We start from the raw sequence: 15,866 nt of genomic DNA on the forward strand, positions 1-15,866 counted from the left end.
AAAGTGCAAAATTTCGATTCTTTATGCAAATTGAATTAGAGGATCCTCCACTCGATTCTGCGGTTCTTCTGGCGGTTTTCCTGGGAGTCATTTGCGGCAACGGGCTGCGTCTCGCCATAACCTTTGAATGTAATGCGTTCGGCCATGATGCCGGATTGTTGCAGATACTGCTGCACAGATTGCGCCCTTCTCCTTGATAATTCCATATTTTCCGTGTCGGAACCCACATCGTCCGTATGGCCGGAAATCTCAATTTTCACGGTTTTGTTTTTATTCAAAAAGTCAACCATTTTCCCAAGCTCCACTTTTGATTTTTCATCCAGATTAAATTCACCTGTTTTGAAAAATATATTATTAAGGACCTCCGCACGGTCTTTTTCAATGGCTTCCAAAGGAATGTCCAGATCCACAAATGATGTAGAATCATTTACTGTAAATGACAAGCTTTTAAAAAGATAGCCTGTTTTGGATACATAAAAGGCATATTCACCGCCGCTGTTCAGCACTGCCAGAAAGGAGCCTGTTTTGCCATCAGACGAAAATTCACCTACTTTTTGCTGTGTTTTTAAGTCAAAAAGGTCAATAGCGGAAGCCAGCGGCGTGTTAGTCTTTTTATCAAAAACCTTACCCTTCGCGTAACGTGTAGGCACGATCATATCCTTCACCTGCTGGGGCAAATTGAATGTGTAAAGCAGCGAACGACCTTTGCTCTCGGAGCCGTCATCTGTATAATAAGCTTTCTGCCCGTCGGAAGCGATAAATAACCCGACCTGATCGGCGACGGTATTAATAGGATAACCAATGTTTTTGGATTGCGACCAAAGCGTATCTGTTCGCTGAGAAATGAAAATATCAAAACCACCCATGCCCGGAAATCCGTTTGAGGCGTAGAAAAGCGTTCTGCCGTTGGCGTGGATGAATGGTGCATTTTCTTCATCGGAAGTATTGATATGCGGTCCCAGGTTTTTAGGCGCAGCCCATTTTCCTTTCTCGTCCAGCTTTGTAACCCAAATATCCCGCTTACCCTGTCCGCCTCTGCGGTCCGAAGCAAAGTAAAGCATATGACCGTCAGCCGATAACGACGGCTGCGATTCCCAGTCCCGCGTATTAATTTCCTGGCCCAGGTTCAGGGGTGCGCTCCAATCTTTCCCTTCTTTTCTTGATATATAAAGATCGCAGCTCCCGTAGCCGTCGGGCCTGTTGCAGGCAGTGAAAACCAATGTGCGGCCATCTGCTGAAACGCTGCAAGTGCCTTCGTTATTGGTTGTGTTGATCGAAGCAGAGATTTCTTCTGGCACGTCCCACTTTCCGTTCATGCGGTGCGTTGTATAAATATTTTCGTCCCTGTTTTCAGTCAGTCCGGTGAAGATCAATGTCTCATTGTCCGCCGTCATTACAGGGAAATACTGTGTATTCAGGAAGTTAACCGTGTCGCCCAGCGATCGTTTTTGAATGCTCAAAGGATTTTTGATCGCTTCTTTGGCAAATTTGGAAGAGGCAATGGATTTCTCAGCCAGCCGGGCAAGGCTCGATTTAGCGGGAAACAATGGTAAAGCCCTTTCAAAATAAACCTGTGCGGAATCGTAGCGCTCTGCTTCAAAATGATGGCGTCCAAACCATTGCAGCGCAGCCGCGGTCTGAGGCACCGAAGGCCTCAGCTGAATGGCTTTTGCGTAATATTTTTTGGTGAGATCGGCGTTTCGTTGGAGCTCGTAGATTTGTGCGAGCCTGAGGTTTGCATCGTAACTATTGGGTTCCTGTTCGAGGACTTTTTCGAAGAGCGCAATGGCATCGGGCAGCTTGCGCGCCTGCCAGGCTTCCTGCGCTTTTTCATAAGTTTCACGGGCTTTCCGGGACAATGTTGCATCCTGTGCATGCGTGAATTTTGAAATAAACAGACAGGAAAAAAGCAAAAATATAGCGGCGCGGTGCATTATGGAATGTTCATGTACTTGTGGGTTTGTAACGACATTTTCCATTTGGGATTGTCTTTGATATAGTCAATTATCAAAGGCAGCATCAACTCATGCTTACTCCATTCGGGCTGCAATAGCAGCGTACATTCGTCAGAAACCAATGCAGCGTGCGATTCGGCAAATTCAAAATCGCTCTTGTTATAGATGATCGCTTTGAGTTCGTTGGCGTTTTTATAAATGTCGGGATGCGGGTTTTTAAACTTTTTGGGAGAAAAACACACCCAATCCCAATGTCCTGTAAACGGATATACGCCGGAAGTTTCAATGTTGGTTTTAAAACCTGCGTCTTGTAACTGGCCAGTTAGCTCGTCCAGGTTATACATCAAAGGCTCGCCGCCCGTGATCACCGCCAGGCGGCCGGGATGCTGCAATGCGCCGTCGACAATGTTATTAATGTTAAATTTCGGATGCAGGTCTGCATTCCAGGATTCTTTCACGTCACACCAGTGACAGCCAACTTCGCAGCCGCCGAGCCGGATAAAGTAAGCAGCGCGCCCGCTATGCTGGCCTTCACCCTGCAAGGTGTAAAAGGCCTCCATAACCGGAAGCTGGTGGGTAACGATGGGTAAAGTTTCAGTCAGCACAGTTCAAAAATGGAGATGTTCGAAAAAAATGTAACAACCGATCCGGTCGAAAAATGCCCAAAGGTACGAAATTCAAAGCGCTAATAGTCTATCAAACCAGATCAATTAGTCGCATATTTGCAGTATGAATGCAATGCCAATACATCAGCAAGAAGTTATTTGTGCGCTCGCAACTCCCTCAGGCGTAGGCGCAATCGCAGTAATCCGAGTTTCCGGCCTTGGGTCCATTTCCATGGTAAAATCCATTTTTAAGGGCAAAAACCTGGAAGAAGCCGAAAGCCACACCGTGCATTTCGGAACAATCCAGCACAATGGTGAAATCATCGACGAAGTCCTCGTAACCGTTTTTAAAACACCAAAATCTTTCACAAAAGAAGATTCCATAGAAATTTCCTGTCACGGCTCCGACTACATTATCAGGCAAATATTGAAATTGCTTATTTCAAAAGGCGCCAGGATCGCCAAGCCAGGAGAATTCACACAACGCGCTTTTCTCAATGGCCAATTCGACCTTGTCCAAGCGGAAGCCGTAGCCGACTTGATCGCAGCAGATTCCCAGGCCAGCCATAAAACAGCATTGAACCAGCTAAGAGGCGGCTTTTCCAAAAAATTAGCCTCATTACGCACCGAACTCATCCATTTCGCATCCTTAATAGAGCTCGAACTGGATTTCGGCGAAGAAGACGTAGAATTCGCCCAACGCGACGACCTACGCCGACTGATCGAAGCGTTACTAAGCACCATTGCGCCACTGATCGATTCCTTCGATTTCGGCAATGCACTAAAAGAAGGCGTGCCGGTTGCCATTATCGGCTCCCCGAACGTCGGCAAATCCACATTGCTGAATGCGCTTTTAAACGAAGAAAAGGCCATAGTAACCAGCATTGCCGGCACCACCCGCGACGTTATCGAAGACACCATCGTCTTAGAAGGCCTGAAATTCCGCTTCATCGACACCGCCGGAATTCGCGAAACGACAGATTTGGTGGAATCCATTGGCATTGAAAGGTCGAAAAATGCAATGGAGAAGGCGGACATTGTGATTTTTCTTTTCGATAGTTTGGAAACCTTGCAGGAAAACCAGCAACTAGCCGCATTGCTTCCGTCGGATAAGCAGGTTTTATATGTGCTAAATAAAATTGATACGGGGGAGATAGCCGCTGAAAGTTTAGGCGCGCTGCAAGAGAATGTCATTTCCATTTCTGCAAAGTCCCAAACCGGATTATCTCACCTGACCAATAAATTGGTTTCAATGGTTTACGGACAATCAGCGAGCGATACAGTGGTTACCAATCTGAGACATTACGAGCATTTGGTGAAGACGCATAATGCTTTAAGTGATGTTTTGAATGGGTTGGAGACAGGGGTTACGGGGGATTTTCTGGCGCAGGATATCCGGTTGTCGCTGCATCACTTGGGTGAGATAACGGGGACGATTGTTACGGATGATTTATTGGATAATATTTTTTCGAAGTTTTGTATCGGAAAGTAATATGGAGTAAGTAGCCCTCAGTAGGGATTATTTATACACTACGCAAAATCAAATTGAAATATACCAGAGTAGTTATGAGCAAACTCAAATCAAAGTTCCAGGAAGATAATGTATGGCTAACCAATTTACAGTTGGTAGCATTGCTCGCTTCGAGCAAGGCGAACATCAGTGAGCACATCAAGAATATCTTTTATGTCCAATGAGCTGGATGAATCGGCAACTGTTCGGAAATTCCGAACAGTTCAACAGGAGGGTAATCGTTTAATAGAGCGGGATCGTGTTCACTATAATTTGGATGTCATCATTGCTGTTGGGTACAGGGTAAACACCAAGCAAGGAACAAAATTCCGTCAATGGGCATCCCAGCGCTTGAAAGATTACTTAATCCATGGATACGCGATCAATGAACAGCGTCTAACTCAGAAAGAGCAACAAGTGCAAACTCTGAGTGTTTAATAGAGACCAGTAGAATTCGTTAATCTTAACTACGGCCCACCTCGATCGAATGCTGCCCTTTGTCATAATGTGACTATTTAATACTGAGGAAATGAAAGGCTGGTCAGAAAGTAGCAACTTCTGATTTAAATATTCTACTATATTTGCCCCGCAAACGTTACCAAAATTCTAATGATCTTTTTTCAAAATGCCAGGCCTGAAAAGTGGTCTTGGAGAAGCATACGGGTGCAAGTCCCGAGACCTGTCAAAGTTCGCTTTGGTGACGTTTGCAGTGACTTCTCCTTTCATTTTCATCTTAATCCATTTTCAATTTGCAAACGTCAAATGGTCAGGGTGTTGGCTCAAATGTACATTCAGTCAACACAACGGTTGATGCCCGTCAAGCATCAAATGTCGGCAATCCGCTGACGACTTCACAAGCAGAGTTTCTTTATCTCATTGAATGTCACGGTTCTAGGGAGTTATCTCAATCCTTGAAGATGATCCATGATCTGGCACTTTATCATTCGGATGTTCCTTTTGGGGTGGCCGAAAAATCGGCGTTGTTTGATTTGAAAGTGCTTTGGGAGGGATTTGAGCGAATGCACCAAAAAGATTGAAGTGTTAAAACGCATTTGTGATCTAGATTCAAAACTGTGACGCGACGTCGCAGTTTTGAATCTAGATCAGACAAAACCATTAATTTAGCGGGTATAAGCTGATGTTATAAGCCATTTTGACGCCTGCCTCACAAAAGTATTAAGAATTAACAGGAACAACACCGCACATGATTATGGAGTGAATTTCGCCAACGAAACGCTTGTATTTTTACCGCAATTCATCATTGATGCGGCGGATCTTTCGGTAATTCTCAGAAACCAAGACGCTTAATAAAATGCTATTAAGAGAAAAAGACAAAAATGCACTATATGCTATTTTCCAAAGCATCGCGACACCCATAGAAGTTTGGGCTTATGGTAGCCGGGTTAACGGAAAAGCACATAGTGGGAGCGATTTGGATCTGGTGCTTCGTACGATGGATCTATCGCCGCTTTCGCTAGATGAATTTGATATTCTCAGTGAAAAAATCACGAATAGCAATATACCTATACTGGTTGAGTTGAGAGACTGGGCCAGACTGCCAGCCTCTTTTCATGATAATATACAGGCTAATTATGAGGTGTTTTTTAAGTAACCCCTCACTCCCCCCAAACCGTCACCATAACCCCTCTCGCGCCGCCGCGGTCTCGGTGCTCGCATAAATAAATGCCTTGCCAGGTTCCCAGGGCTAACCGGCCTTTGCTGATCGGGATCATGACGGAGCTGCCTAGGAGGGAGGCTTTCAGGTGGGCTGGCATGTCGTCGGAGCCTTCGTAATCGTGTTGGTAGTCGGGGTCGTTTTCCTTGACGGTTTTGTTGAAATACATTTCGAAATCTTTCCTTACGGTGGGGTCGGCGTTTTCGTTGATGGTCAGCGAGGCGGAGGTGTGCTGGATGAAAACCTGGCACAGGCCAGTGGTGATCTCCGAAATCTGGGGCATTGCGTTGAGAATATCGCCGGTGATGAGGTGAAAACCCCGGCGCTTTTCGCGAAATGTTATACTCTGCTGAGATATTTTCATCTGGTCAATGGGTTTGAAGGATCATGTTTGGAGCTACTTTTGCATCTTCAAGCGTATGCAAAGTCTAAACCAAAACCTTCCGTGAAACAAGCCGTGAATCTGATTTTTACTACCGGAATTGCAATTGCCGCAATTTACGCCCTGAATCATTATATCGTAATGCAAGGTTTTTCATTTGCGTCGATTCTCAATTTTTTGTAGTAGCCTTGTTACCGAAATTTTAAGTCCATAAACATGATACCCGTTTCCGTACTGACAATAGTTAAATCGAGGCAAGAGGCGCTTCGCAACCTGGTCCTTGGGCTTGACAATGCTGAATGCTATCCGGCTGAGCTTATCATCGTAAATATGAATGAGCCTGAAAGTGAGCTCGTTTCGGAAAAGTTTCCTGTTCGCTCTTTCCGGTTTGATGATGCGGAAAAATTGCCACTCGCTGCCGCAAGGAACTTTGCAGCCAAACAGGCAGCTCACCCGTTTATGATCTTCCTGGATGTGGATTGTATCCCTGCTCCAAACCTCGTAGAACAATATTTCAATGCTTGCCAGCAAGCGGAGCATCTGTGGATAGGGCCGGTTCGATATCTTCGTCAGGGCGCGACTTTGGAAACTGATTTTCTGTCAAAAATGGGGGAGTTAAGTACGCCGGATCCGGTGAGAGCCGATCTGCGTGAGGTGAACTACGCGTTTTTCTGGTCGCTTAATTTTGCGTGCAGCAAAAAAGTATACGAACGCATTGGTGGTTTTGATACCCGATTTACCGGATACGGTGCAGAAGATACGGATTTTGGTTTTACAGCCCGGAAGCGGGGGGTGGAACTGAGTGTGGCCGATGCAGTAGCGTATCATCAATATCACGCAAGCTATAATCCCCCGCTTAATCATTTTGAAGACATTCTCACGAATGCCAGGACGTTTTTTAATAAATGGCAAAAATGGCCTATGGAAGGCTGGCTGTTGAAATTTGTGAGCGCCGGATTGATAAAATGGGAGAATGATAAGATTACAATCATCCGTAGGCCTACTGAAACGGAAGTCAGCCAGGCATTGAAATCATGATCACTTTCTAGGGAAATTAGTTTTCCAAAGGTTATGCAGCCGTTGCGCTACGTTGGCGAGGGCCGAGTTGGTCATAATGCCTTTCCAGGAATTTTGCGGGAGCTTATCGGCTTTCTGGATGATTGCTTGCCAGTCTGCACTTTGCAGATCCTGGGGTTGCACCAATATAGCTATTCCGTTCTTTTTCAATAGTTCAGCTTTTCGCAGTTGCTCCTGAAAAGGACGGTCTTCGGGTATGCAGACGAACTTTTTGCCCAGATCGGCCATCTCCATGACAGTATTATGCCCTGCATTGCCGACAACAACATTACAGCGCGCCAACACAGGCGCCGGATCGTTCACCTGACCGTGAAAGACCACATTAGGCGCTGTAACACGCTCATTATCTTCAATATTTCCGATCACCTGAATAGATCTTTCGGCGCACTGCGTTGCGAGAGCATCAATAACCTTACCATTTATTGAAGTGCCACCCGAGCCCACAATGACCCCGATGGCAAGGTTATCCACGGTTTTGCTGCGCATTCCCTTTCCTGAATATTTTGAAAAACCTCCTGAAAAAAAGGTCTTTTTATTCACCCAGTCATGCGCAGAACGATTCATCAACTTCTCAGGCGATGGCGCGATCAGCAGCTGTGCGCACTCATAGGCGTGCAAATGGGCTGTATCGTCGCGGTCGCCATTCTGACGGATTACAACGGTCGGTATTCCGCATAATGTGGCTAGTAATGTTACCTCAACAGACACATCCACAATCAATATCACAGGATATAATGCACGCAATACGGCCGAAATCATCGCCGCACGACTGGCCACTTTTTCAACATTAACCGGCGCGTAATGCAAAAAACTGAGGTTCAACTGCGAAGCAAAACGATCCTTAGGTCCCGCAACATCAAGCGGGAGATCGATGCAACTTATTGTAATAGGAATAATGTCCGCAAACCGTTTTAAATCGCTCCCGAGAAACGTAACACGGGTACCTTTCAGCTCCGAAGCAATCGCCAGCGCTCGCATCAGGTGTCCGGAACCGTGGTGGTGAATGTAGAAAGCAAAATTAGCTGACATCCGCTTTGATCTTTACGCTGATCGTTTCAAAAGCTATTTTTTCAAACAATGCTTCATAGGCGTCAACCATTTTCTCTACATCAAACAAATTCTCAGCACGCTGCCGACATTCGGCGCGGTCCAGCTGTTCCGCTGCCAGGATGGAATCCGCCAGTTCCTGCACATCGTCCCCGCTGCATAAGCGGCCCGTTTTCTCATTCAGTAATTGGGGTAATGCACCCTTTGCAATGCCTGCCACCGGCGTTCCGCAAGCCAGCGACTCGGCAACCACCAGCCCGAAAGGTTCGTCCCAGCAGGGCGTGATCAGGGATACAGTTGCATTTCCAATCAGTTCGTTAAGCTGTATATGGTCACAGGATCCCAGCAATTCGATGGAATCATCAAGGCGTGGCACAATGTGGGTTTCGTAATAATGCTGGTCGCTGATAGCCCCGGCGACTTTCATTTTTTTGCCAGCAAGTTTGGCCGCATCCATGGCCAGGTGCAAGCCCTTATCCGGATGTATCCGCCCAAACCACATGATATACCCGCGGTCATTTTCAGGATAGAATTGCCATGTTGCCAGATCGATGCCATTATGAATGACGTCACAATGCGGGGCGTATTCCTTCCAGTTCTCTGCATTGGTTTTTGAAACCGATACATATTTAACCCGCCCGTAACTTTGTTCGCGGCGGATCGCATTTTTCAGTTCAAAAATAGGCGGCGTGTGGAGCACGGTAACCATAGGCGCCTGCACAAGGGCCGACATCATGATCGGAACGTAATTAAGACTGTTATTAAAAATTACATCCAGCTCGTCCTTGTCTATTTCCTGCATCATTTCAACGTAGGCGTGATGTGTGGAAATATATTCTGTGCTCAGCTGGCGGGATGTAAACTGCGAGGAGGTGATGGGCTGATAATCTTCCTCACAAAGGATCGGCCTGACATTCAGAATGGGGTCGGAGCCGGCACAGGCGTACAAGAGCACATCGTGCCCCCGCGCGAGCAGTCTTTGACAAATATCATAGGTAAACGCTTCCAGTCCTCCCATAAATGGTTTGGAAATCGGATATTTCAGGTGAGCAATGATTCCAATTTTCATGTCGTTGTTGGTAGAGTTTGATGCTGAATGTGTATTGATAAAGTGTAGTTTTAATACTAGTGCAGCCTGGGCTGCGTTGTAGCGTCATAGAAAATCGTGCCGGTGCAGGATACTTTGCTTTTGTGCCTGGTATGGATTTTAAATTGCACCATCGTTATCAAAAATTGAAGCATTGTGATCTTTACACCAAAAGAAACACTAACCGAGGAAGAGGTGAAGAACGGGTTAAACACCGTTCTCAAAGAAGGAATGACCACCGAAGCCATGGTAACCCTTGCCGGGGGCACGTTTATGGTGGCATTTGCAATCCTGCTCGGAGCAAGTAATTTTCAGATCGGGCTGCTGGCTTCCTTGCCCACATTCACCAATATCTTCCAGCTTGTATCGGTGTTTTTGATCCGCAGATATAACAACCGGAGAGCCGTTTCAGTAATTTGCTGCATCCTGGCCCGTATTCCGATGGTGTTACTGGGTGCCATGCCATTTTTCCTCGGCGCAGACGCTCCGGTTAGCTTGTTGCTTTTTTTTCTGTTTTTCTACTATCTATTTGGTTCCATTGCAGGCCCCAGCTGGAATGCCTGGATGAAAGACCTGGTGCCAGGCGACATGCTGGGCGCTTTTTTCTCCAAACGGAGCCGCTATGCGCAGACGCTCAATGTTGTACTCAGCATTGTACTGGCCATTTCGATCGATTACCTGCGCCGCAATGTGCCGGAATATGAGCTGTATGTATACGCAACCATGTTCATGATGGCCGGGGTTGCCGGCCTGGGGGCAGTGGCGTTGCTCGCCCGGGTGCCCGAACCCCGATCTTACCTGCCCAACGAAAATATCCTGAAAATGTTTATAAAGCCGCTGCGGGACAACAACTTCCAGCGATTGCTTGTATTTAATTCGCTCTGGCTATTTGCTGTAAACATTGCTACGCCGTTTTTTACGGTTTACATGCTCAAAACGCTGGGCCTTACACTGGCCTATATCATTCCCCTGACCATTCTGAGCCAGCTTTCGAGCATTTTTACCATCGGTTACTGGGGGAAATTTGCAGACCGATACAGTAACAAAACGATTATTTCCATATGTGCGCCGCTGTATGTGGCCTGCGTGATTGCCTGGTGTTTTGTAGGGATTTATACCAATTTAATATCCAACCTGGCGCTGCTGGCTGTGATCCATATCGTGGCCGGTTCGAGCAATGCTGGCACCAACCTGGCACTGACCAACATTGGTTTGAAGCTTGCGCCGTCCCGGGAAGCGATTGTTTATCTTTCTGTTAAAAATATTGTAACCTCCGTTTTCTCCTCCCTGGCACCATTGATCGGCGGTTATCTGGCTGATTATTATACATTAAGACAACTACGCGTCATTGCCGAATGGAGCGGGCCGACCTTGCAAAAGTCCTTTCGCCTGCTGTTGCTGCATGAATGGAACTTCCTGTTCCTGATCGGCGCAGCGCTGACAGTGGTGGCTTTGCAATTCCTGCCGCGCGTGCGTGAGGCCGGGGAAGTGCACAAGAGTGTTGTGAAAAGGATCATGCGTACGAGCCTGAAAAGTAATTTGAGGGATTATTTTGTGATCGATGTGCTGATCAACTGGCATTCTACATTGAATAATATGCTAAAAATCAACCGCGTAAGTTCCGAGGAGGCACACCGGGAAGATTAACGGAAGTTTAATTTTCGCATCAATTTCACTTGAATGCCTTTGGAAAGATAAGTCCGTAGTTATATTTGCCCTATCAATACGATGCGAGTTGCGCTGCTCTACATATGGCTCTTTGTAACAATCCTGCCGACTTTTAGTCAGTGGGGCACCATTGCGTATTACCATATCAACAAGGATTACATTACGCGCGTACTCTGCGAAAACCGCGATAAACCGCAGCTGCATTGCGATGGACAATGTTTTCTGGCAAAAAAACTGAGAGCTCAGGAAGAAAAAAAAGACCAGCAAACCAGCGAGCAGGTCCGCAACTTGCCTACGTTGCATCTATTTGCTTCACCACTGGCTGCATTTGAGTTCTTATCCCAACCTTTTGCACGCAATCAGCAAGCTGCATTTCCTTATCATCTCGCCGTTTACCAGGCTCCGCTTACCATTATTTCCCCGCCGCCCTGCGCATAGTTGTCATTTTTTCATGGTTGATTGAGGTCAAAAGGTAACATTCGTTATCCTTTCGGAAAGCATTTCCCTGCCTCAGATCCGTCATTTTAATCTAACAACTAACATCTGCATCCATTTTTGCTTATCAAAATGGGTGTATCTATCCCTGCATATCCGAATGAAATTTCAATATCTTTTTCTATTACTGGCCATGCTTAGTCGTGGCCTCAATTCCTACGCTCAAACCGACCAGGGCACACTCAACGGGCGTATTGTCAATGCCGAAGAACAGCCTGTGGTGGGCGCTACCATTGCATTCCAAAATACAACCCTTGGAACTATTACCGATGAAAAAGGCCAGTTCAGCCTCACAGGCATCACACCCGGATCTTACATTTTGACTGTTTCCAATGTGGGATATACCGCTTATACCCAGAGCATGCGGATTTCAAAAGGTAAAAATGCGTTTATCAACCTGCAATTATCCGAAAGCAACCAGGAGCTGAAAGAAGTCATTGTCAGTGCGGCCAAAAACAGTTACAATGTGGCGTCATCCAACAGCTCCACCCGCCTCGACGTGCCCTTACTTTCCACGCCTCAATCCGTACAGGTGGTTCCCTCAGCCGTACTGCGGGACCGGCAGGCATTTACGCTCAACGAGATCGCAGGCACATTCACCGGCATGAAAGCCAACAATGGCAACGGTTCGTTTCAAATACGCGGCTTTACTGCCTACTCTCCGAATGACGCCAGTTTCCTGCTTTTTAATGGAATTCGTGGGAATCTGTATTTGTGGAGCCAGCAGCCGTTGCTGTACAACATTGAATCCGTAGAATTGCTGCGCGGGCCCTCAGGAGCTTTGTTCAGCGAAGGCTCGCCGGGCGGCGTTGTTAATTTTATTACAAAAAAACCATTATCTGAAAAGCGGGCAAGTGTGGATTTATCGCTGGGCAGCTGGGGATTTGGAAGAGGGTCGGTTGACTTCTCCGGGCCTATTTCCAATCAGAAAAAGCTGTTGTACCGGGCCATAATCGGCTATGACCGCTCTGAGAGTTTCAGGGATTATCAAAAGAAGCAAAACCTGCTCATCGCTCCATCGCTGACTTACCTCGTGCGTGACCGGACTTCACTAAACCTGGAACTTAACTATACTTACTCCAAGGCAGTTCAGCAGTACGATAACGGAAGCTTCATTTACACCCGTCCCGACGGCACATTTGATTTCAACCATTATCCCAACAACCTGACCATCCAGAGCCCGACCGATTACGGGAAAACGCATAATGCATCGGCTACGCTGAGTTTGAACCATCAGATCAGCCCTAATCTAAAACTCACAGTCGTTGAGCGCGCAGTGCGTAATGTACTCGATTACACAGACCACATTCCGGTGGGAAGGATCCGGAATGATTCCATCAGCCGGGGATATCAGGATTGGGAAACAGACCGTTTCAGCCTGCAAACGACGGCTTTTGCAATATATACAACGAGCACAGGCGCGCTGGGTCACCAGATTATTGTGGGGGCGGACTACAACCGTTATGGCTGGACGCAAAATGATTACCAGTATAAATCTTCCACGCGCATTTCTATCTTGAAACCGGATTACACAGGCAGCATTCCCGATGCCTCCGTTCCGGCCGATGAGTCCGATGACAACAAGCGCATTACCAACCTGATCGGTGCCTACATTCAGGACCAGGTCAGTGTCGGGGACAAATTGAAAGTGTTGCTATCCGTTCGTTATGATGACTACAATGGTAAGGAAACACCTTTGTCGGATCGCGATAACAAGCAGGGCGATGAATTGAAAACATCAGGCTGGATCCCCAGGGTAGCACTGGTATATTTGCCTGTAAAGAATGTGTCGGTTTACGGAACATATCTGAAATCTTTCAACCCGCAAACCTCAAACAATGTCCTGGCAGGCGGACCATTCCCGACCCGACAAGCGACCCAATATGAAGTAGGTTCCAAAGCCGATCTGATCGGTAACCGGTTTTCAGCCACATTGTCGCTCTACCAGATCAATTATGCTAATATCCTCACAGCGGCACCTACGGAAGAAAACTCGCACCGGCAAGCTGCCATTGACGGCACGCGCAGCAGGGGAGGGGAATTTTCGGTTGTTGGAAACCTGAACAGACTGAGTCTGATCGCCGGCTATGCATTCAACGAACATGAATTGGTAAGCACCACCACCTACGGGAAAAAAGGAGACCGATTTGCGAATGCGCCCAAGCACCAGATCAACTTCTGGGGTAAATATGCAATTCCGTCCCAGGCGCTCAAAGGGCTGGGAATCGCTGCGGGCGTGCGTTATGTGAGCGATCAGGTAGGTTTGCTGAGCAATCAGAACTTCGTTTTTCCATCTTACACGGTTTTGGATGCGGCCATTTCGTATACGCGGAACAGGTACCAGTTTCAGGTTAATGCGTACAACCTGACCAACAAGCACTACTTCACCGGAAGCCGGTCGGGCGTGACATTGGCAGGCTTAGGCGATCCTTTTAATATCAGGGTTGGAATTAGTTATCAACTCTGGTAAGCTGTCTGGATTTTTATGAAAAAAACAAAGTACACAAGAAGTTTATTCAAGCTGCACAGCTGGCTTGGGCTTGTTACGGGCATATTTCTGATTTTGTTGGGGTTAAGCGGTTCGATCCTGGTTTTCAAAACAGAGCTCGACCAGTTTGCAAACCGGAACTTGCTCCACGTTTCACCAACGGGTCCTCACGTGCCGAAGGACGCCCTGATGCATTGCTATGAAACCATTACCAACCGGTATCCAAACCTGGATGGCATCGCCTGGCTCAATCCCGAAGCCGGGCCGGGTGATGCCTATGATTTCAGGATCTATTTTAACGATGCACGGCTGATGACTTACGATCTGGCATTAATCTCATTTAATCCTTATACCAATGCGATATTGAGGGAAGGGCCGGCGAGTCAGTTTATGCCGAGTTTTATTGAATGGTTGTTCCAATTTCATTTTAGCTTCCAGCTGGGCATTCCCGGCGCGGCGCTCACGGCCATTTTTGGTATCACAATGCTGCTGTCTGTGCTTACCGGTGCGATTGTGTACCGGAAAATGATCTGGCGGGTTTTGTCTTTTCAAATTTCCATCAACCGCAAAAACTGGCGCACCATCAGCTCCGATCTGCACCGGATCGTAGGGGTATGGTCACTGGTTTTTAATGCAATCATTTTTTTTACCGGTTTCTGGATGAACCTGTTTGCTTTTGAGCCCAAAACCTGGGAAAAAGAAATCCTATCAGCTAGGTTGAATAAGACAATGACGGTTTCCGCTGATCAAATGCTTCGTGCCGCTAAGAATGCGCTGCCCGACCTGGATCCAACATATGTTTATCTGCCGACTCAACCTGAACGTAAATTTGAGGTCAGGGGCTATGGGCAGGGACAATGGAAACTTTGGGGAGCCCTGAATTCGGTCAGAATCGACCAATACACAGGTGAACTTGTGAAAGTCAGCACATTAGCTGATAAATCTGTTGGAGAACGGATCGAAGCTACGTTTCACCCTTTGCATGTAGGTAGTTTTGGCGGACTGCCTGTCAGGATATTTTATGTACTCATCGGGCTGACGCCCGGGGTGCTGTCCGTGACGGGTTTTCTGCTCTGGTGGCGGCGAACCGGAAAGTTCTCCAAAGGACCGATCAGCAATGCCCGCCAGCCAGCCTAAGCGCCTCTTTAACGACTTGGATTGGAATTATGAGGGAGTGTAGTGGCCTTTTGCAGAGACAACAGTAACGGTTACTTTTGACTCGTCAACTGCATAAATGATCCGGTGTTCCTGGTTTATTCTTCTTGACCAAAATCCAGCCAGGTTGTGCTTTAATTGTTCGGGCTGTCCCGTTCCGGTATATGGATGCTCAGTCAATTCGTCAAGGGTATTTCGGATTTTTCTGAGCAAAGGCTTATTGCCTGATTTTTTAAATTTGTCAATTCCTTCAAGTGCCTTTGGGGTAAATTCAACAGCATAACTCATAGGCCCAGCAACTTGTCAAAGTCGGCTTTATCAACTTTTATCGTGTTGCCTTTCCGATACTGGTCGATGCCTTCCTGAATGTCGGCCATTGTTTCCGGATCCATGAAATATTTATCCTTCTCGCCTACAGGAGTCAAGGCATAAGCTTTCTCCTTGCCGCGCTGAATGATGATCTGTTCATTTTTATCAGCAAGATCCATGTATTTTTTTTGATTGTCCCTGAATTCTCTTGAACTAATAACCAGCATGATTGAGTAGATGAGTGTACGGAATTGGTACACAAATATACATAATAAATCAAAAAAAGCTCATGACCAAACAAATGGTCATGAGCGATCGGGTATAAATTTGATAGTTTAAATGGTCTCGCAGAAGTTCATAGTAAAGAATGTTAGTGTGCATATAGCTGCTTACATCTATCTAAAAATACTATG

17 protein-coding genes are annotated in these 15,866 nt (G+C 46.7%); 10 read left to right on the plus strand and 7 right to left on the minus strand.

All coding sequences use genetic code 11. The features are described 5' to 3' along the window. Positions 1-35: 35 nt before the first annotated feature. The gene (locus L0659_RS05470; protein ID WP_235124693.1) at positions 36-1,979 is read right to left on the minus strand and encodes an OmpA family protein; all 1,944 of its coding nucleotides are present in this window, start codon (positions 1,977-1,979) and stop codon (positions 36-38) included. Next, positions 1,934-2,515, minus strand: a complete 582-nt coding sequence (locus L0659_RS05475; protein ID WP_235125252.1) for a 7-carboxy-7-deazaguanine synthase QueE — start codon at positions 2,513-2,515, stop codon at positions 1,934-1,936. The genes L0659_RS05470 and L0659_RS05475 overlap by 46 nt, the downstream gene beginning before the upstream one ends. A gap of 169 nt (positions 2,516-2,684) precedes the next feature. On the opposite strand from L0659_RS05475, the gene mnmE reads away from it, so the two are divergent. From mnmE to L0659_RS05495, 5 genes are all read left to right on the plus strand, one after another. Continuing rightward, the gene (mnmE, locus tag L0659_RS05480; protein WP_235124695.1) at positions 2,685-4,052 is read left to right on the plus strand and encodes a tRNA uridine-5-carboxymethylaminomethyl(34) synthesis GTPase MnmE; all 1,368 of its coding nucleotides are present in this window, start codon (positions 2,685-2,687) and stop codon (positions 4,050-4,052) included. Positions 4,053-4,126: 74 nt separating this feature from the next. Further along, on the plus strand, positions 4,127-4,255 hold the full coding sequence (locus tag L0659_RS26290; RefSeq protein WP_255726960.1) for a hypothetical protein: 129 nt from the start codon (positions 4,127-4,129) through the stop codon (positions 4,253-4,255). Next, a complete protein-coding gene (rhuM, locus tag L0659_RS05485; RefSeq protein ID WP_235124697.1) occupies positions 4,245-4,508 on the plus strand; it encodes a RhuM family protein in 264 nt (87 codons plus the stop codon). The genes L0659_RS26290 and rhuM overlap by 11 nt, the downstream gene beginning before the upstream one ends. Positions 4,509-4,819: 311 nt before the next feature. Next, positions 4,820-5,107 carry a hypothetical protein gene (locus L0659_RS05490; protein ID WP_235124698.1) on the plus strand — a complete coding sequence of 96 codons (288 nt, stop codon included), beginning with the start codon at positions 4,820-4,822 and terminating at the stop codon, positions 5,105-5,107. Between the two features lie 275 nt (positions 5,108-5,382). Then, positions 5,383-5,682, plus strand: coding sequence for a nucleotidyltransferase domain-containing protein (locus tag L0659_RS05495; RefSeq protein ID WP_235124699.1), 300 nt, complete (start codon positions 5,383-5,385; stop codon positions 5,680-5,682). A 4-nt stretch (positions 5,683-5,686) separates the two neighbouring features. On the opposite strand, the gene L0659_RS05500 is transcribed toward L0659_RS05495, so the two are convergent. Continuing rightward, positions 5,687-6,109, minus strand: a complete 423-nt coding sequence (locus L0659_RS05500; protein WP_235124700.1) for a secondary thiamine-phosphate synthase enzyme YjbQ — start codon at positions 6,107-6,109, stop codon at positions 5,687-5,689. A 234-nt stretch (positions 6,110-6,343) separates the two neighbouring features. Between L0659_RS05500 and L0659_RS05505 the strand changes: the two genes are divergently transcribed. After that, on the plus strand, positions 6,344-7,165 hold the full coding sequence (locus L0659_RS05505) for a glycosyltransferase family 2 protein (protein WP_235124701.1): 822 nt from the start codon (positions 6,344-6,346) through the stop codon (positions 7,163-7,165). Here the strand turns inward: L0659_RS05505 and L0659_RS05510 are convergent, their stop codons facing one another. Together L0659_RS05510 and L0659_RS05515 are read right to left on the minus strand one after the other, a co-directional pair. Continuing rightward, entirely contained in the window at positions 7,166-8,233 is a 1,068-nt protein-coding gene (locus tag L0659_RS05510) for a glycosyltransferase (RefSeq protein ID WP_235124702.1), read from the minus strand. Further along, positions 8,223-9,320, minus strand: a complete 1,098-nt coding sequence (locus L0659_RS05515) for a glycosyltransferase family 4 protein (protein ID WP_235124703.1) — start codon at positions 9,318-9,320, stop codon at positions 8,223-8,225. Before L0659_RS05515 ends, L0659_RS05510 begins: the two co-directional genes overlap by 11 nt. A 174-nt stretch (positions 9,321-9,494) precedes the next feature. Between L0659_RS05515 and L0659_RS05520 the strand changes: the two genes are divergently transcribed. From L0659_RS05520 to L0659_RS05535, 4 genes are all read left to right on the plus strand, one after another. Beyond that, positions 9,495-10,985 carry an MFS transporter gene (locus tag L0659_RS05520; protein ID WP_235124704.1) on the plus strand — a complete coding sequence of 497 codons (1,491 nt, stop codon included), beginning with the start codon at positions 9,495-9,497 and terminating at the stop codon, positions 10,983-10,985. Positions 10,986-11,066: 81 nt separating this feature from the next. Continuing rightward, positions 11,067-11,444, plus strand: coding sequence for a hypothetical protein (locus tag L0659_RS05525; protein WP_235124705.1), 378 nt, complete (start codon positions 11,067-11,069; stop codon positions 11,442-11,444). A 157-nt stretch (positions 11,445-11,601) separates the two neighbouring features. Then, positions 11,602-13,971, plus strand: a complete 2,370-nt coding sequence (locus tag L0659_RS05530) for a TonB-dependent receptor (RefSeq protein ID WP_235124706.1) — start codon at positions 11,602-11,604, stop codon at positions 13,969-13,971. A 15-nt stretch (positions 13,972-13,986) separates the two neighbouring features. Next, positions 13,987-15,126 carry a PepSY domain-containing protein gene (locus L0659_RS05535; protein ID WP_235124707.1) on the plus strand — a complete coding sequence of 380 codons (1,140 nt, stop codon included), beginning with the start codon at positions 13,987-13,989 and terminating at the stop codon, positions 15,124-15,126. A gap of 27 nt (positions 15,127-15,153) precedes the next feature. Here the strand turns inward: L0659_RS05535 and L0659_RS05540 are convergent, their stop codons facing one another. Beyond that, positions 15,154-15,432 carry a Txe/YoeB family addiction module toxin gene (locus tag L0659_RS05540; protein WP_235124709.1) on the minus strand — a complete coding sequence of 93 codons (279 nt, stop codon included), beginning with the start codon at positions 15,430-15,432 and terminating at the stop codon, positions 15,154-15,156. Beyond that, positions 15,429-15,680 carry a type II toxin-antitoxin system Phd/YefM family antitoxin gene (locus L0659_RS05545; RefSeq protein WP_235124710.1) on the minus strand — a complete coding sequence of 84 codons (252 nt, stop codon included), beginning with the start codon at positions 15,678-15,680 and terminating at the stop codon, positions 15,429-15,431. Before L0659_RS05545 ends, L0659_RS05540 begins: the two co-directional genes overlap by 4 nt. Between the last annotated feature and the right edge of the window lie 186 nt (positions 15,681-15,866).

The organism is Dyadobacter sp. CY347 (assembly GCF_021502655.1).
GTDB lineage: Bacteria > Bacteroidota > Bacteroidia > Cytophagales > Spirosomataceae > Dyadobacter.